General features: G+C 53.2%; 12 protein-coding genes and 3 pseudogenes. 14 read left to right on the forward strand and 1 reads right to left on the reverse strand.

Annotated elements, in window-relative coordinates; translation table 11 throughout:
* Nucleotides 1–454: 454 nt before the first annotated feature.
* The 5 genes and pseudogenes from hisS to ACHHV8_RS06380 all read left to right on the forward strand — a co-directional run bounded on the left by hisS (nt 455) and on the right by ACHHV8_RS06380 (nt 7,684).
* A complete protein-coding gene (gene hisS, locus ACHHV8_RS06360) occupies nt 455–1,714 on the forward strand; it encodes a histidine--tRNA ligase (RefSeq protein ID WP_395157527.1) in 1,260 nt (419 codons plus the stop codon).
* A gap of 37 nt (nt 1,715–1,751) precedes the next feature.
* Nucleotides 1,752–3,531: pseudogene (aspS, locus tag ACHHV8_RS06365) on the forward strand (aspartate--tRNA ligase).
* A gap of 140 nt (nt 3,532–3,671) precedes the next feature.
* Nucleotides 3,672–4,430, forward strand: coding sequence for a tRNA threonylcarbamoyladenosine dehydratase (locus ACHHV8_RS06370; protein WP_395157528.1), 759 nt, complete (start codon nt 3,672–3,674; stop codon nt 4,428–4,430).
* Between the two features lie 343 nt (nt 4,431–4,773).
* Nucleotides 4,774–6,105 carry a replication-associated recombination protein A gene (locus ACHHV8_RS06375; RefSeq protein ID WP_395157529.1) on the forward strand — a complete coding sequence of 444 codons (1,332 nt, stop codon included), beginning with the start codon at nt 4,774–4,776 and terminating at the stop codon, nt 6,103–6,105.
* A 257-nt stretch (nt 6,106–6,362) separates the two neighbouring features.
* Nucleotides 6,363–7,684, forward strand: a pseudogene (locus ACHHV8_RS06380) (hemolysin family protein).
* Nucleotides 7,685–7,827: 143 nt separating this feature from the next.
* Here ACHHV8_RS06380 and mnmA read toward each other — a convergent pair.
* Nucleotides 7,828–8,922, reverse strand: a complete 1,095-nt coding sequence (mnmA, locus tag ACHHV8_RS06385; RefSeq protein ID WP_395157530.1) for a tRNA 2-thiouridine(34) synthase MnmA — start codon at nt 8,920–8,922, stop codon at nt 7,828–7,830.
* Nucleotides 8,923–9,134: 212 nt separating this feature from the next.
* On the opposite strand from mnmA, the gene cymR reads away from it, so the two are divergent.
* The 9 genes and pseudogenes from cymR to alaS all read left to right on the forward strand — a co-directional run bounded on the left by cymR (nt 9,135) and on the right by alaS (nt 17,854).
* Nucleotides 9,135–9,554, forward strand: coding sequence for a cysteine metabolism transcriptional regulator CymR (gene cymR / locus ACHHV8_RS06390; RefSeq protein WP_395157531.1), 420 nt, complete (start codon nt 9,135–9,137; stop codon nt 9,552–9,554).
* A gap of 19 nt (nt 9,555–9,573) precedes the next feature.
* Entirely contained in the window at nt 9,574–10,722 is a 1,149-nt protein-coding gene (locus ACHHV8_RS06395) for a cysteine desulfurase family protein (protein ID WP_395157532.1), read from the forward strand.
* Between the two features lie 44 nt (nt 10,723–10,766).
* A complete protein-coding gene (locus ACHHV8_RS06400) occupies nt 10,767–11,027 on the forward strand; it encodes a PRC-barrel domain-containing protein (RefSeq protein ID WP_395157533.1) in 261 nt (86 codons plus the stop codon).
* 29 nt (nt 11,028–11,056) lie between these two features.
* Nucleotides 11,057–11,290 (forward strand): PRC-barrel domain-containing protein, encoded by a 234-nt coding sequence (locus tag ACHHV8_RS06405; protein WP_395157534.1) that lies wholly within the window; start codon nt 11,057–11,059, stop codon nt 11,288–11,290.
* Nucleotides 11,291–11,301: 11 nt separating this feature from the next.
* The gene (locus ACHHV8_RS06410; protein WP_218093074.1) at nt 11,302–11,499 is read left to right on the forward strand and encodes a hypothetical protein; all 198 of its coding nucleotides are present in this window, start codon (nt 11,302–11,304) and stop codon (nt 11,497–11,499) included.
* A gap of 196 nt (nt 11,500–11,695) precedes the next feature.
* Nucleotides 11,696–12,766, forward strand: coding sequence for an AI-2E family transporter (locus tag ACHHV8_RS06415; RefSeq protein WP_395157535.1), 1,071 nt, complete (start codon nt 11,696–11,698; stop codon nt 12,764–12,766).
* 228 nt (nt 12,767–12,994) lie between these two features.
* Nucleotides 12,995–14,276 (forward strand): annotated as a pseudogene (locus ACHHV8_RS06420) (ArsB/NhaD family transporter).
* Between the two features lie 45 nt (nt 14,277–14,321).
* On the forward strand, nt 14,322–14,603 hold the full coding sequence (locus ACHHV8_RS06425) for a hypothetical protein (RefSeq protein ID WP_395157536.1): 282 nt from the start codon (nt 14,322–14,324) through the stop codon (nt 14,601–14,603).
* Between the two features lie 620 nt (nt 14,604–15,223).
* Complete coding sequence (alaS, locus tag ACHHV8_RS06430) at nt 15,224–17,854, forward strand: alanine--tRNA ligase (protein WP_395157537.1); 2,631 nt, start codon at nt 15,224–15,226, stop codon at nt 17,852–17,854.
* The last annotated feature ends 6 nt before the right edge of the window (nt 17,855–17,860 follow it).

The raw sequence follows: 17,860 nt of genomic DNA on the forward strand, positions 1-17,860 counted from the left end.
TTTGCTTGACTTTGCCAAATTTCGATATTACAATACTAACATTACAGGCTAGTTTTGCTGAAACGAATCTTGGATCCGTTGAAGGGACACAGTACTTCGAACCTCCATACCCAGAGAAGGAAGCCTCAGGCTGCAAGCTTCCCGATGTGAATCGAACGAACAGACCTCCCCGAGGACATGCAGGGAACCGTACATGACTTTGTCGTGACACAGTAGCTGCAATGCGTAACGCGGGCGTTAACCGCATGAGTGTGAATGGAACGCCTCTTTCAGCGGGCAGGCTGCACGTGCAGCTTCTGCGCCGGGAGGAAGTGCTTCGATTCGAATCGTGGGTGGTACCGCGGGAGAACGTACGTTATCAATCTCTCGTCCCTGACTTTGTCAGGGGCGGGAGTTTTTTTGATTTAGGGACCAAGCCAAGCATTGCGCCGATTTCAGAAAGGAGTTGCCATAGATGAGCATTCAAAAGCCCAAAGGAACGCAGGACCTGCTTCCCGGAGAAATTGAGAAATGGCAGTATATCGAGAACAAAGCCAGAGAGCTGTGCGCCCGGTTTAATTACCGTGAAATCCGTACGCCGATTTTTGAGAACACCGAGCTGTTCCAGCGCGGCGTCGGCGAGACGACGGATATCGTCGAGAAGGAGATGTACACCTTCACCGATAAAGGGGACCGCAGCATGTCCCTCCGCCCTGAAGGAACGGCCGGCGTGGTCCGCGCTTATGTGGAGAACAAGCTGTACGGCGAACCGGACGTCAGCAAGCTGTATTACATCGGACCGATGTTCCGCTACGAGCAGCCGCAGGCGGGCCGCTACCGCCAGTTCCACCAATTCGGCATCGAAGCGTTCGGCGCTGTGGATCCGAGCATCGACGCTGAGGTCATTGCGCTCGGCTACACGTTTTATAAGGAGCTCGGGCTGAAGGAAGTGACCGTCGAGATTAACTCTGTCGGCAACCCGTCCTGCCGCGCGGTATACCGCGAGAAGATCCAGCAGTTTTTTGCCCCTGTGAAGGATAAGCTGTGCAAGGACTGCCAGTCCCGGTATGACCGTAATCCAATGCGTATTCTTGATTGTAAAATCGATCAGAAGTACGGGGAAGGAGCGCCGACGATTCTGGAATATCTCGATGAGGAGTGCACGGTGCATTTCGAGGCCGTACAGGAGCACTTGAAGGCGATGGACATTCCGATCCGCATTAACCCGCGTCTCGTACGCGGACTCGATTATTACACGCACACCGCTTTCGAATACAAGGCGGCGGGGATCGGAGCGATCGATACGATCGGCGGGGGCGGCCGTTACAACGGGCTTGTCGGTCAAATCGGCGGCAACGATCAGCCGGGCGTGGGTCTGGGTCTTGGCATGGAGCGCATTCTGCTCGTGCTCCAGGCGCAGGGCGTAGAGATTCCGACGGCTCCTCCGCTGGATGTCTACTTGATCGGACTTGGAGCGGCGGCGGAGAAAGAAGTGGCGAAGCTGCTGCAGCAGCTCCGCGCAGCCGGCCTGAAGGCCGAGAAGGACTACTTGGGCCGCAAAATCAAAGCCCAGATGAAATCGGCGAACCGGTACCATGCGAAAGCGGTAGCTATCCTCGGGGATGATGAGCTGGCCCGCGGGGAAATTACCGTGAAGACGATGGCCACGGGCGAACAGCAGACCGTATCGCTGGAGCAATTTGCCGCTGCAATGCAGGAGCGGATATCCCATTGATTTTTGCTTTATTAATCTTAGGAGGTAGATGGTAATCATGTTGTTAAAGACACATCATTGCGGAACATTAACGAAAGCCAACGTAGGAGAAACGGTTATTTTGAACGGCTGGGTGCAGCGCAGACGCGACCTGGGCGGCGTATTGTTCATCGACCTGCGCGACCGCAGCGGTCTGGTGCAAATCGTATTTAACCCGGACTTTTCCGGTGAAGCGCTGGGCGTGGCGAACCGTGCGCGCAACGAGTACGTGCTTGCTGTCCAAGGGAAAGTGGTCGAGCGCGATGCGGCGACCGTGAACCCGAACCTGGCGACAGGCGAGATTGAAATCCGCGTAACGGAAATCGAAATCATGAATACGGCGAAAAACCCGCCGTTCTTTATCGAAGACGGCATTGAAATCGACGAATCGCTGCGTTTGAAATACCGCTATTTGGACCTGCGCCGTCCGGAAATGCAGCGCACGCTGTTCCTCCGCTCCAAAGCGGCCAAGATTTTCCGCGATTTCCTGGATGAGAACGGCTTCCTTGAAGTGGAAACGCCGATTTTGACCAAAAGCACGCCGGAAGGCGCACGGGATTACCTTGTGCCGAGCCGTGTGCATCCGGGCGAGTTTTTCGCGCTGCCGCAATCGCCGCAAATCTTCAAGCAGCTGCTTATGGTCGGCGGTGTAGAGCGTTATTATCAAATCGCCCGCTGCTTCCGCGACGAGGACCTTCGTGCCGGACCGTCAGCCTGAATTCACCCAGGTCGACATCGAGACCTCGTTCCTGTCCCAGGATCAGCTGCTGGACATGATGGAAGAGCTGGTTGTGAAGCTGATTAAGCAAACGACGGGCAATGACATCGCGCGTCCGTTCCAACGCATCAGCTATGCGGATGCTATGGGCAAATACGGCTCCGACAAGCCGGACCTTCGCTTCGGCCTGGAGCTGAGCGACGTCTCCGATATCGTAGCGAACTCCGGCGTCAAGGTATTCGCTTCCGTTGTTGAAAAAGGCGGTCAAGTCAAAGCTTTGAACGCAAAAGGCTGCGGCAGCTGGAGCCGCAAAGACATCGACGATCTGGGTACCTTCGCTTCCCGTTACGGAGCCAAAGGCTTGGCATGGGTTGTGCTCAAGGACGGCGAAATGAAAGGGCCGATCGTGAAGTTCTTCACGGAGCAGGAGCTGGAAGCGCTGAAGGAACGTCTCGGAGCGGAAGAAGGAGACCTGCTGCTGTTCTCGGCCGATACGAAAAAAGTCGTTGCCGACGTGCTGGGCAACCTGCGTCTCAAAATCGGACGCGATCTGGGCTTGATCAACGAGAAGGAATTCAAATTCGCATGGGTAGTTGACTTCCCGCTGCTTGGCTATGATGAGGAAGCCAAACGTTATGTTGCGGAGCATCATCCGTTTACCCGTCCGAAGGAAGAAGACCTCCACTTCTTCGACACCGATCCGGGCCAAATTCGCGCCCAGGCGTATGACCTTGTACTGAACGGGTACGAAGTCGGCGGCGGCTCGATGCGGATTTACAAGCGGGAAGTACAAGAGAAAATGTTTAACGCGCTGGGCTTCTCCCAGGAAGAATCGCAGGAGCAATTCGGCTTCCTGCTCGAAGCTTTCGAGTACGGCACGCCTCCGCACGGCGGCATCGCATTCGGCTTCGACCGTCTGGTTATGCTGATTGCAGGACGCACGAACCTGCGTGAAACGATTGCGTTCCCGAAAACAGCGAGCGCGACGGATCTTCTGATGGATGCGCCGAGCGAAGTGGATAACAAGCAGCTGGAGCAATTGTCGATCCGTTTGGCATTGAAGCAGCCTGCTTCCAAGTAAGCAGCCGGCAGGGCAAGGGGAAAAGCGGATTGAGCGGTCACTGGCAATACAAAAGTGGCGGCTTGATCCGCTTTTCCGGCACCAGCCGTCCCCGGCGGGGGAACGCGCTGATTCAGCTTATTTAAAGGAGGGCAGCCCGAATGCTGCATCAATTTTCAAGAACGGAGCTTGCCATCGGTCCGGAAGGACTGGAGGTTATGCGCAACAGCTGCGTAGCGGTGCTGGGCGTCGGGGGCGTCGGCTCCATCGCAGCGGAAGCGTTGGCCCGGACAGGCGTCGGACGCATTATACTGATCGATAAAGACGTGGTGGATATCACCAATATTAACCGGCAGGTGCATGCGCTGTTATCGACCGTGGGTCAGCCGAAATCGGATCTGATGCGCGATCGTATCAAAGAGATCAATCCCGAGTGCGATGCGGTGTCGCTGCGCATGTTTTATACCGAAGAAACGTATGAACAGCTGTTTGCGTATCCGCTGGACTATGTCATTGACGCCTCGGACACGGTCAGCTACAAAATCCATGTCATCAAGCAGTGCCTGCAGCGGAAAATCCCGATTATTTCGAGCATGGGGGCTGCCAATAAAATGGATCCGTCGAAGTTCCAGGTGGGCGACATTTCAAAAACGACGGTCGATCCGTTGGCCCGCGTCATCCGTCATAAGCTTCGCAAGGAAGGCATCAAGAAAGGCGTGAAAGTGGTGTTTTCCACGGAGGAGCCGCTGAAGCCGCGGCCGGATGTAACGCAAAAGATCGTCCCGGACAATGCGCCGGATATCCGCAAAGCCCAGCAGCCGCCTGCGAGCAACGCTTTCGTCCCGCCGGTGGCGGGTCTCATCGCGGTCAGCGTCGTAGTAAAGGATTTGCTGGATAAAGCGGCTAAAGCCGGATCGTAAGCGAGGTTCCGGATGCCGCCGGCCAACGGATGGCGTTCACGGCCTGGGGCCGAATCCCGAAGCGATAAGCTTTTATAAATAGCCAAAAAACATGACGTTAGGGCGCAGGCCTTCAGCGTCATGTTTTTTTGATTTATTTTCCAAACGGACTGCCGAAATTACCGCTTCGTATTTCCTCATAGGACCTGCCCGGAGCGTATTATGCAATTTGTCTGCAGGGAGCAGGCAGGGCCGCCGGAGCCCTCAAACTCGCAGCATATTGGTGTTTCGGGCGGGCGGGCCTTATAATATATAATGAAGTAACTGCAGCGCAGAAGTCTGCAGGATAAAGGTTGGGATTACGATGGCTTTCGATTTGTTTACATTTGCCGCGGAGGAGAGTCCGCAGGGAAAATTGCTGGCTGACCGGATGCGTCCGGTTGCGCTTCATGAATATATCGGGCAGGAGCATATCGTCGGACCGGGAAAGCTGCTGAGACGCGCGATCGAAGCGGATCAGGTGACCTCGATCTTGCTGTACGGCCCTCCGGGGACGGGCAAGACTACGCTTGCCAACATCATCTCCCGCGCGACGCAGGGGGAGTTCGTCAAGCTGAATGCAGTCGACGCGTCGGTCAAGGATGTGCGCGAGGTCATTGAACAGGCGAAGAACAATAAAGACCTGTACGGCCGCAAAACGATTCTGTTTCTCGACGAGGTGCACCGCTTTAACACCTCGCGCCAGGACGCGCTGCTGCCGGCGGTCGAGCAGGGCATCATCGTCTTTATCGGCGCGACGACGGAGAACCCGTTCCACCATGTGAACGGGGCCCTGCTGTCGCGCTCGACGCTTTTCGAGCTGCACGCGCTGACGCACGAGCATTCGCTTGTCGCGCTGCGCCGCGCGCTCACCGACCGCGACCGCGGCCTCGGCTTTATGCCGCTCGAGGCCGTGGACGAGGCGCTCGAGCACATTGCGCGCATGGCCGGCGGAGATATCCGCCGCGCGCTCAATGCGCTCGAGCTCGCCGCGCTGACCACCCCGCCGGATGCGGACGGGGTGGTGCGCGTAAACCTGGCCGTCGCCGAAGAGTCGATTCGGCGGCCGACCGTGAAGGCCGACGAGTCGACGCAGTACGACGTCTTGTCGGCCTTCCACAAGAGCGTGCGCGGCTCGAGCGACGCCGCGCTGTTCTGGTTCCTGTATGCCGTCGAGAAGCTCGGCATGGACCCGATGACCTTCCTGCGGCGGCTGATCGTTGCCTGCAGCGAGGATATCGGTCTGGCGAACCCTCAGGCCATGGTGCAGGCGGTGACGGCGATGGACGCCTACCACAAGATTGGCTGGCCGGAATCCAAATATGTTATCGCGCAGGCGATCTTGTTTGCGGTGGAGAGTCCCAAATCCAATGCGATTCCAACGGCGATTGCCTCGGTGATGGGCGCTTTCGATGCCATCGGGGAAGCTTCCGTTCCGCTGCATCTTCGCGATGCCCATTACAAGGGAGCGGAGAAGCTTGGTCACGTAGGATATCAGTATCCGCACAATTTTCCGGGGCACTATGTCGATCAGCAGTACCTTCCGGACAAGCTGGACGGCGCTCATTTTTACCAGGCCACAGAACAGGGGATGGAAGACAAGATTCGTCAAAATCAGCAGAGACGGAGAAGGAAATCGCACCCAAAACAGCCGTAACGGGGCGTGAGGGTCCGATTTTCGGCACGATAAAGGCGTTTTCGCTTGGTTTTGTCAAATAGTTCAAGCTTTTTAAGGGAATATTCCGTAATTTTGAGCATAGCACGAGCTTTGACTGTATAACTTATTAATATATAATTTATTTAATATAGTTTAAACTTCTTTTTTAATGCATCACAAATCGAAACCTAAGGGAGGTGTACCTATTCACCTAAACGAGGGGAATAGGAAATGTATTGGATAGTGACCCGTTACCGATGCTGTTGAATTTTGGTTTAGTATTGCTTTTGGTATTTTTGAACGGTTTTTTCGTGGCAGTCGAGTTTGCCATGGTCAAAGTCCGCAACAGCCGTCTTGAAGTGCTGGCGCAGGAAGGAAGCCGGAATGCCAAATTTGCCAAATTGATGATGAGTAACCTGAACGGCTACTTGTCAGCCTGCCAGCTCGGCATTACGCTTGCATCGCTTGCGTTAGGCTGGATTGGCGAACCAGCAATTGCTAAACTGCTTCAGCCGGTGCTTGAGCCGCTACAAATCCCTAATTCGGTTGAACATACGATTTCATTCGTTATCGCATTCACGCTGATTACCTCTTTTCATATTACGCTCGGCGAGCAGTTCCCCAAAACGTACGCCATTCGGATGTCGGAGCAAGTCGCATTGCTATCGGCCAGTTCGCCATGATCCTATTCTACAAAATCATGTACCCGTTTATTTGGTTCTTGAACGGGACTTCCAACTGGATGCTGCGCAAAGTGGGTATTGAACCGACGGCGGAGCATGACTCGGCGCATACCGAGGAAGAAATTCGCGTCTTCATGAAAGAAAGCAACAAGAGCGGTTTAATCGATAATACCGAGCTGACGCTGGTGGACAACATTTTTGAGTTTGCCGAAACGAATGCCAGGGAAATTATGATTCCGCGAACCGAGATGGAGTGTCTATACGCGAACTTAACCTATGAAGAAAACCGGCAAATTGCCGTTACTCAAATGCATACCCGCTATCCGGTCTGCGATCCGGACAAAGATAACATCATCGGATTCGTGCACATTAAAGACCTGCTGAAAGCGGACGGCAGCCTCGATACGATCAAGAACATCATGCGGCCGATCACGAAGGTGCCGGAATCGATGCAGATCAGCGCGCTGCTGAAGCTCATGCAGAAGAGAAAAACGCAGATGGCCCTGCTGATCGACGAATACGGAGGCACCTCCGGATTGGTTACGTTCGAGGACATCATTGAAGAAATTGTCGGTGAGGTGCAGGACGAATTCGATGAAGAGCGTCCGCAGATCGAGAAGAAGGATGAGGCGACGCATTCGATTGACGGCAGATTGTTGATCGAAGAGGTAAACAGTTATTTCGGTATTGAAATCGAATCGGACGACTACGATACGATCGGCGGGTGGATTTACTCCCAGGTGGAGATGCCGCCGAAGAAAAACCAGCGTATTCAATATAACGAGCAGTTTGAATTTATCATTGACGAGACCGATCATCTGCGTATCTCACGCATCGTGGTGCGCAAACGCACCCAAGGACAGCAGGCGGCAGGCTCTATAACCGCAAGCATGTAAGCTTGAGCAGTCATTGAACTCCTTTATTTCATACTCGACACGAAAATAAGAAGCGGACTTCCCTTCTGCCCGGACGGCAGCTGAGAAGTCCGCTTTATTTAGTTGATTTGCTACAATTCGGTACGGGCTTTGCCGGTATCTGTCTAAGCTTGAAGAACCGTATCGATCGTGGCGCCGCCCAGGCAGATTTCGCCGTCGTAGAACACAACCGCCTGCCCCGGCGTAATCGCCTTTTGCGGCTGGTCGAATGTCACCTCACAGGTGGTGCCGTCGGCTCCGAAGGCAACCGTAACGCCTTGATCCGGCTGGCGGTAACGGAATTTCGCCGTACAGCGGATCGGCTCTTGGGGCAGAAGCCCGCTGATCCAGTTGACATCGGTGGCCCGAAGGCCGGAGGTATATAGACTAGGATGCTTCTCGCCTTGGACGACGTACAAAATGTTCTTCTCCAGATCCTTGCCCGCCACGAACCAGGGCTCGCCGCTTCCTGAGCCGCCGATGCCAAGTCCTTGGCGCTGTCCAAGCGTATAGTACATCAGTCCGTCATGATGTCCTTTGACTTCGCCTTCAAGCGTGCGCATTTCACCGGATTTGGCGGGGAGATAGCCGCTAAGAAATTCTTTGAAATTACGCTCTCCGATGAAGCATACCCCGGTGCTGTCTTTCTTTTTCGCTGTGGCGAGTCCGGCTTTTTCAGCCAGGGCGCGTACCTCGGGCTTGGGCAGATGACCGATAGGGAACATCGCCTTGGACAGCTGATACTGGTTCAGTGCGTTAAGGAAGTAGGTCTGATCCTTATTGTTGTCCACGCCTCTCAACAGCTGGAATCGGCCATCGTCACCCTGTCTGACTTGGGCGTAATGGCCTGTAGCGATATAATCTGCGCCCAGGTCCAGCGCTTTTTGCAAAAATTCGCCGAACTTGATTTCGCGGTTGCACATGACGTCCGGATTCGGTGTTCTTCCTTTACGGTACTCGTCAAGGAAATACTGAAACACCTTGTCCATGTATTGTTTTTCAAAATTTACCGTATAATAGGGAATACCAATCTGCTCGCATACGCGGCGAACATCCTCGGCGTCGTCTTCAGCGGTACAGTGGCCGAATTCGTCGGTGTCATCCCAGTTTTTCATAAAAACCCCGATGACCTCGTAGCCCTGCTCTTTGAGCAGAAGCGCAGACACGGAGGAATCGACCCCGCCCGACATCCCGAGCACAACGCGTGTTTTTTTATTCATCCTGCAACCCTCGCTTTTACTGCTTGATCTATGCGGGTGTTCAACACATTGAATACAATCTGCTGGACAAGCTCATAGCATGTATTATACATAGGTTTGGTCAAGAATAAAATATTTCATCAATATGTCACGGTTTTACTCCCATAATACGGGGTTTTATGATAGGATATAATTGAAACAAAAATGTATGAAATGTGAACGAGGTGCTTTATTTGAAGATATCTACCAAAGGCCGATATGGTTTAACCATTATGATGGAACTGGCAACTAGATACGGAGAAGGCCCCACCTCTTTGAAAAGTATCGCGGAAAAGCATCAGCTTTCCGAGCATTACCTGGAGCAGCTGGTTGCTCCATTACGAAATGCAGGTATGGTCAAGAGTATTCGGGGAGCTTACGGAGGGTATATCTTATCCAAGGTTCCAGAGGATATTTCCGCCGGGGATGTGATCCGTGTATTGGAGGGGCCAATCAGTCCGGTGGACTTTACCGAGGAAGACGACCCGGCCAAGCGCGATTTATGGGTACGTATCCGCGACAGCATCGCAGAGGTGCTGGATTCCACCACATTGCAGGATTTGATCAATTTCAAGGATGATGGTTTGACAGACAATTACATGTTCTATATTTAAGTTCAGTGGAGTTTTGAAGATGACACACATTTACTTTGATCATGCAGCGACAACTCCGGTTCATCCGGAGGTTGTCCAGGCTATGCTGCCGTATTTCACACAAGTATTCGGGAACGCCTCCAGCACTCATAGCGCAGGAAGAGAAGCGCGTGCCGCTATCCATCAAGCAAGAGAGAGCATAGCTTCCTTTATTGGCTGCGCGCCTCCCCAGCTGCTGTTTACCAGCGGCGGAACGGAGAGCGACAACACGGCTATTTTCAGTACGGCCCAGACCGGGGCATCCAAAGGCCGGCATATCATTACTTCGCAGATCGAGCATCACGCCGTTCTTCATGCCTGCGAACACCTGGAGCAGCAGGGCTATGAAGTGACGTATTTGCCGGTAGATCAGACCGGTCGCGTAGATGTCGGACAGCTGGAGCAGTCCATCCGTCCCGACACGATATGTATCAGTATTATGTACGCCAACAACGAAGTGGGAACCATTCAACCTATACACGAGATTGGAACGATCGCGCGTGCGAAGGGCATTCCTTTTCATGTGGATGCTGTACAGGCGCTTGGACATATACCTATCGATTTGCATGTGCTGCCGGTGGATATGATGAGCTTTTCCGCCCACAAGGTGCAAGGCCCCAAAGGGATCGGAGCTCTCTACCTGGCGAAGCAGACCCCTCTTCAGCCGATGCTTCACGGAGGGAACCAAGAACGCAAACGCCGGCCCGGTACGGAAAATAACGCGGCTGTCGTCGGTTTTGCCAAAGCATTGCAAATCTTGGCTGCCAACGCGTATGAAACGCAACAAAAGTTGGAAAAACTACGTCTAGATATGGTGACAAGGCTTACTGAGCTTTTGGGAACGGAGCAGGTGGTCGTCAACGGACACGCTGTGGAGAGGCTTCCTCACATCCTGAACGTGAGCTTTCCCGGCGTCTCCACGGAAACGATGCTGATGAACTTGGACCTGGAAGGCATCGCCGCCGCGAGCGGATCAGCCTGCACCTCCGGTTCCTTGGAAGTATCGCATGTACTGAAGGCGATGCACCTGCCGGAGGAAGTTCTGAAATCGGCCGTGCGCTTCAGCTTCGGCGAAGGAAACACACCGGATGAGATCGAAATAGCCGCCGAAAAAATTGCAACCATAGTCAGACGTATCCGTAATAAATAGGAAGCAGCTTGAGATTGTTTAGCTGCTTTTGGGAGGCAGCACGATTGAAGAGAGCACGGGACGTCATCGGTTTGCCGGTTATCAGCGTGCAGTCGGGCAAACAGATCGGTACAGCGAAGGATATTCTGCTGGGGGAAGACTGGAAAATCAAAGCGGTGCTGCTGGAAACGAAGCATTGGTTTACTTCTCCGAGCTGTATTTTATGGCACGAACCTTGTAGCTATCGGCGACGATGCCATTACGATCGAGCAGGAAGAAGCGGTCACCCGGTTGGATGCATTGCAGGGCTGTACGTCCCTCGTTAACGGGGACCCGCAAGCTCAAGGGACTTCCGGTGCTGACGGCGAACGGACAGCAGTTAGGTATCGTGGATGACGTTTATTTTGACCAGAATTTGGGTATAAAAGTAATAGGATATGAGTTAACCGAAGGGTTTATATCGGATTTGAAAGAAGGCCGTAAATGGCTGCCCTTACCAGAATCAGTGACAGTGGGTGAAGATGCGATAATTGTGCCTGTGCATTGTCAGGATGCGTTGGAGGATAGCTTCATACCAAAAGAAGAATAGGGTGATAAATGATGTTACGTTGTCCAAATTGCAACTCCAAGGATATCGGGAAAATCGGTTCCCACCAATTTTATTGCTGGGGCTGCTTTATTGAATTAACCGTCAACGGCGAAAAAATGTCCGTCTACCAAGTGGAAGAAGACGGTACGCTCAGCTCGCTGGATGATTTGTTCTTTGAAGAGGAAATCCCTCAAGTTCATGCCAACTAATTGGATGCAGAACTTTCTATAAAGATACGAATAGTATCGCACCGGCTTTTTCCGTATTCATGCGGGAGGGGAGGGTGCGATTTTTTGTTGCTTTCCGGCGGCCGGGGCCCACAAGCTGAGTAATAATGACAAAGAGTACACATACTGTAAGTGGAAGTTGCGAGGCTTACCGAATGCTTAGGGCAGGTGAAACCGGATGGAGCCATTTTATAAAAAGCGGATGTTTACAGTCCTTATATATATTATCCTATGCTTGCTTATCTTGTTTATGCTGCTGCAGATCAAGCCGATGCTGCTGGGGATATACCGTTTTCTGAAAGAAATCTTGACCCCGTTTATCATTGCGATGATCATCTCCTACGTGCTGAACCCGGTCGTCTCGATTCTGAATGCGCGCAAGATGCCGCGGCCTGTCGCCGTGCTGACGATCTATACGGTGTTTATCGTTTCGGTTACCGTCGTTATGATGAATATCATTCCGATGTTCATGAAGCAGCTGCAGGAGCTGAATGCGCACCTTCCGCAGCTGGCGATGAAGGCGCAAAGCATCGTCGATGGCGTAAATCATGAGAAATCGATTCCCGACAGCATCCGTTCAGGGATTAACCAGGCGCTGGCCAAATTGGAGAACAGCATTACCGCCGCCATTTCCGAATATATCAACGAGATCGGCAGCACGATTAACATGCTGTTCGTTGCATTCATTGTCCCGTTCCTGGCCTTCTACATTTTGAAGGATTTTCAATTGATCGAGAAAACGGCGCTGGCCATCGTGCCCAAAACCCAGCGGAAGCAGGTCATCACCCTGCTGGTGGACATGGATACGGCGCTGGGCAACTACATCCGCGGCCAGTTTCTCGTCTGCGTCATCATCGGCGGGCTGGCTTACGCAGGGTACTGGCTGATCGGCATGCCTTATCCTCTGCTGCTGGCGAGCTTGGTTGCGGTCTTTAATATTATCCCTTATTTAGGGCCTTTCTTTGGCGCCGCGCCGGCCATTATTATGGCTTCCACCGTTTCACTGAAAATGGTGCTTCTCGTCGTGGTCGTCAATACGATTTGCCAGGTGCTCGAGGGGAATGTTATTTCTCCGCAGGTCGTCGGACGATCTTTGAAAATGCATCCCCTGGTCATCATCTTCGCCCTCCTGGTCGGGGGAGAAATAGCCGGTGTACCGGGGCTGATCCTGGCCGTTCCTTTTTTCGCGGTGATGAAAGTGATTTTGCAGCATGTATTTATGTACTATATTCACCGCCGGGCGGTCTAATCCGAAAAAAATGACGGACTGGCGAAACCGGACAGCGATTCCTGCGTATAAAAGGTGGACTGAAAACACGAGGAAAGAAAAAGTTCATAATAGCATTGGTATTTGGAGGAGCCTGTCACCAAGGGCTCTTTTTGTGTTTTTTCGGGGATACATGAAGCTTGTCCGCGGTGCGCCAGGGTTGTCTCGCTTTTTCTTGAACAAGTGCAGTGCAGACAAGGAGGGGTCCCTATGGATCAACAAGCATGGATGGCTATCGGTATTTTTTTAATTATTTATGCATTAATCGTTTCAGAGAAAATTCATCGGACGATTGTCGCCATGATCGGCGGCCTGCTAATGGTAGGGCTTGGCATCGTAAGCCAGGAAACAGCCGTGCATCATATCGATTTCAATACGCTGGGCCTGCTGATTGGGATGATGATTATCGTCGGCATTACCGCGGAAACCGGGCTGTTTAAGTACATTGCCATATGGGCCGCCAAAAAAGCGGGAGGGTATCCGGTACGCATTCTCGTAGTGTTGTGCCTGGTGACCGCCGTAGGCTCGGCGTTTCTCGATAACGTGACGACAGTGCTGCTGATGGTGCCTGTCACCTTCAGTATTACGCGGAAATTAAATGTAACGCCGATTCCGTTCCTGATCTCGCAGATTATGGTGTCCAATATCGGAGGGACTGCGACGCTGATCGGAGACCCGCCGAATATTATGATCGGCAGCGCTGTGAAGGAGCTTACCTTTATGGCTTTTATCAACAATTTAAGCTTGATCGTGCTCGTTATTTTAATCGTTACGATTCCGTTCTTCATTCTGATTTACCGCAAGCAAATTCAAACGACGGAAGAGCTGCGGCTCCGTATTCTGGATCTGGATGAGAAGGATGAAATCAAGTGACCCGGCGCTGCTGCGCAAATGTCTTGCCGTGCTGGGGCTGACCATCGGCGGTTTTTTCGTCCATCAGCTCGTTCATCTGGAGTCGGCAACGGTGGCGCTGGCAGGCGCATTTCTGCTTCTGCTGCTGACCGGAGAGCATTATTTGGAGGAAGCGTTCCGCCGTGTCGAGTGGGCTACGATTTTTTTCTTTGTCGGCTTATTCGTCCTTGTGGCGGGCCTGGTCGAGACGGAGGTTATCGCAGCGCTCGCGGATTATGCAATGGGCGTCACGGGAGGAGACGTCGCCAAGACGGCGATTCTGATTCTTTGGCTCAGCGCTGTAGCCTCGGCGTTTCTGGATAATATTCCGTTTGTGGCAACCATGATCCCGATGATTCAGGAAATGGGGACGATGGGGATAACAAACTTGGAGCCTTTATGGTGGAGCTTGGCTTTGGGCGCCTGCCTGGGCGGCAATGGCTCCCTGATCGGGGCAAGCGCGAACTTGATCGTTGCGGGCATTGCGGGCAAGGAGGGGTATCCCATTTCGTTTATGTCTTATTTCAAAATCGGATTCCCGCTTATGCTGCTGTCCGTTCTCATCGCTACCGTGTATATTTACTTCCGTTATTTAATATGAGAAGATGAAGTTGACCGGTAACGCGTTGAGGAGGATTTAAAGAGGATGTTGACTTACGAGTATGACCGTTCGCGGTTTACTATAACGGAATCGAAGCAGGAGCGGGATGTGGAGATTCATTTTCACTGCCACCAGGAGGAAGCGTCGGTGCATCAGGCTTTCCATCGGATGAGGCAGTATTTCGATGGGAATAATGAAATTACCGATGTGCTGCTGTACGCTCATGCCCATGAAGAATATCACTGGATAGTCCGGGACGACTTTTATGTCGAGTTTGTGATGAGCCTGTTCAAGCACAAGCTGATCACATCCGTAGCCTGGAGCTGAGTTCAGTTGACATGGCCTGCACATAACGTATATAATTTCCTATAACTAACATCATATCAGGTAACACGTTGATGAAATTAAGTACGCCATAGACCATAACCCAGAGAGAAGGTTCGGCATTCCGCTCTAAGCGGCTGCAGCTGGAAGAACCTTTATTATGAAGGATGGCGGAAAGCTCATTTCGGAGTGCGGATCAAATCCGCCGGATGGACTCGTTATAAGTCTGAATAAGGAGATTGTGCTGGCATTCTGCGCACGGAAGGCGCGGACAGCATAGTAACCAGGGTGGTACCGCGATCCATTCGTCCCTGTTATCAGGGGCGATTTTTTGTGTTTCAGGGATGTTTTTGCGTTGGCTTATGGAGCAAGAAGCATGGCAAACGACGTGTTCAAAAGGGGGCGCTGCAGGATAGAAATATGTCTCCGATCGCTGTTGAAATCGTGAATAGATTATTAGAAACAGCAAGGTATATTCACGATTTCAAAGGCGAACACTTCGTTTCTACGACATATTTCCATCCCTTCGCCGGCTTTTGAGTCAGAACTTTATTGCGCCAGCCGTTTGTTCCCAGCCATCCCAAAAACAGAAGCTAGAGTATAAGTAGGAGGAAGATGTAATCATGAAAGCTAGTGAAATCCGTTCCAAATGGCTGGCCTTCTTCGCCAGCAAAGGACATAAAATCGAGCAGAGCGCTCCGCTCGTTCCGCATAACGACCCGTCGTTGCTGTGGATCAATGCGGGCATGGCGCCGCTGAAGCCGTATTTCGACGGACGCGTCGTACCGGACAATCCGCGGATTGCCAACTCGCAGAAGTGTATCCGTACCAACGACATTGAAAATGTCGGAAAAACCCGCCGCCACCATACGTTCTTCGAGATGCTGGGTAACTTCTCCATCGGCGATTACTTCAAGGAAGAAGTCATCACCTGGGCATGGGAATTTCTGACCAGCCCGGAATGGATCGGCTTCGATCCGGAGAAATTGTCGGTGACCGTATATCCGGAGGACACCGAGGCATTTGAATATTGGAATAAAAAAATCGGCTTGCCGGAAGAACGCATCTACAAGCTGCAGGATAATTTCTGGGATATCGGCGAAGGCCCTTGCGGCCCTTGCACCGAGATTTTCTACGACCGCGGCGACGCTTACGGCGATCTGAGCGATCCGGAATGCTGGCCGGGCGGAGAGAACGAGCGCTTCCTGGAAGTATGGAACCTCGTATTCTCCCAGTTCAACCACAATAAGGACGGCAGCTACACGCCGCTTCCGAACAAGAACATCGATACCGGCGCGGGCTTGGAGCGTTTTGCTTCGATTCTGCAGAACGTGGATTCCAACTTCGATACCGACTTGTTCCAGCCACTCATTCAAAAAACATGCGAGCTGGCCGGCGTAAAATATCACGAGAACAACGAGCACGACGTTGCGCTAAAGGTGATTGCAGACCATATTCGTACGGTCGCTTTCTCCGTCGGCGACGGCGTGCTGCCTTCGAATGAAGGCCGCGGCTATGTCATTCGCCGTTTGCTCCGCCGCGCGGTTCGCTACGGCAAAGTGATCGGCATGGATAAACCGTTCCTGTATACATTGACGCCGATTGTCGGCGAGATCATGGGCGTCTACTACCCGGAAGTCGTAGAGAAACGCGAGTTTATCGAGAAAGTCATCCGCACCGAGGAGGAGCGCTTCCACGAGACGCTGTCCGACGGCTTGGCTATTTTAGGAGACATGACGGAGCAGGCCCGCAAGGAAGGCCGGACTGAAATCAGCGGTCCGGACGCGTTCAAGCTGTATGATACGTACGGCTTCCCGTTTGACCTGACGGAAGACTTTGCTGCGGAGAAGGGCATGACCGTCGACCGCGAAGGGTTCGACCGCTCGATGCAGGAGCAGCGCGACCGTGCAAGAGCGGCCCGCCAGGATTCGGACAGCATGAAGGTCCAAGGCGGCCCTTTGGCCGATTTAACGGTTAAAAGCGAGTTTGTTGGATATACTGATTTGGTAACAACTGCTAAAGTCGAAGCCATCGTACATGAAAATCAGCTGGTGGATCTGGTGGGCGTCGGCGAAACGGTTCAGGTTGTACTAGACCGGACTCCGTTCTATGCGGAAAGCGGCGGCCAAGTAAGCGATCACGGCTATATTACGGCAGGCGACCTTCGCTTGAAGGTGGAGGATGTGACGAAAGCTCCTCACGGCCAGCACGTGCATACGGGAGTGATCGAATCCGGCGTACTTCGCCTCGGAGAGCAAGTGCATGCTGTCGTAACGGAAGCCATGCGCGAGGACACGATCAAGAACCATACGGCCACGCATCTGCTTCATAAAGCGCTGAAGGAAGTGCTCGGCGAGCACGTAAACCAAGCCGGCTCCCTGGTTGCGCCGGAGCGTCTGCGCTTCGACTTCTCCCACTTCGGCAGCATCAGCTCCGAGGAGCTTCAGGACATCGAGCGCCGGGTGAACCAGCAGATCTGGAAAAGCACGGAGCTGAACATTTCCTTAAAGCCGATTGCGGAAGCGAAGGCGATGGGGGCGATGGCATTGTTCGGCGAGAAATACGGCGATGTCGTCCGCGTCGTACAGGTCGGCGGCTACAGCCTGGAGCTGTGCGGCGGCTGCCACGTCAAGAACACGAGCGAAATCGGGCTGTTCAAAATCGTCAGCGAATCGGGCATCGGCTCCGGCGTACGCCGGATCGAAGCGGTGACGGGACGCAACGCTTACGAATATTTGGATCAACAGCTGCAGCTGCTGCGTGACGCGTCGGCGCTGCTGAAATCGAACATCGCCGATGTGCCGAAGCGTATCGACGGCCTGTTCGGCCAGCTGAAGGAGCTGTCCCGCGAGAACGAGTCGCTGAAAGCGAAGCTCGGCAAGATCGAGGCGGGCTCTCTGACCGACCAGCTGAAGGACATCGGCGGCGTACCGGTGCTCGCGGCGCAAGTGAGCGCAGGCGATATGGAATCGCTGCGCAACATCGTGGACCAAATGAAGGCGAAGCTTAGCTCCGCGGTTATCGTACTGGGTGCCGCGGCCGAAGATAAGGTGAACCTTGTCGCTGCGGTGACGCCGGATCTGGTGGCCAAAGGCTACCATGCCGGCAAGCTGATCAAGGAAGCGGCAGCGGCAGCCGGAGGCAGCGGCGGCGGCCGTCCGGATATGGCGCAGGCCGGAGGCAAGGATGCCTCCAAGCTGGGCGATGCTTTACAAGCGGCTGAACAATGGGTTGCTGCTCAGGCAACCGTTTAAAATATT

Source organism: Paenibacillus sp. TAB_01, assembly GCF_043945595.1.
Lineage (GTDB): Bacteria > Bacillota > Bacilli > Paenibacillales > NBRC-103111 > Paenibacillus_S.

Coding starts and splice junctions, on each gene's coding strand:
- ACHHV8_RS06370 (WP_395157528.1), top strand. CDS start 3,672: ATGCTGCATCAATTTTCAAGAACGGAGCTTGCCATCGGTCCGGAAGGA.
- alaS (WP_395157537.1), top strand. CDS start 15,224: ATGAAAGCTAGTGAAATCCGTTCCAAATGGCTGGCCTTCTTCGCCAGC.
- ACHHV8_RS06395 (WP_395157532.1), top strand. CDS start 9,574: ATGACACACATTTACTTTGATCATGCAGCGACAACTCCGGTTCATCCG.
- ACHHV8_RS06375 (WP_395157529.1), top strand. CDS start 4,774: ATGGCTTTCGATTTGTTTACATTTGCCGCGGAGGAGAGTCCGCAGGGA.
- ACHHV8_RS06410 (WP_218093074.1), top strand. CDS start 11,302: ATGTTACGTTGTCCAAATTGCAACTCCAAGGATATCGGGAAAATCGGT.
- ACHHV8_RS06415 (WP_395157535.1), top strand. CDS start 11,696: ATGGAGCCATTTTATAAAAAGCGGATGTTTACAGTCCTTATATATATT.
- ACHHV8_RS06425 (WP_395157536.1), top strand. CDS start 14,322: ATGTTGACTTACGAGTATGACCGTTCGCGGTTTACTATAACGGAATCG.
- mnmA (WP_395157530.1), bottom strand. CDS start 8,922: ATGAATAAAAAAACACGCGTTGTGCTCGGGATGTCGGGCGGGGTCGAT.
- hisS (WP_395157527.1), top strand. CDS start 455: ATGAGCATTCAAAAGCCCAAAGGAACGCAGGACCTGCTTCCCGGAGAA.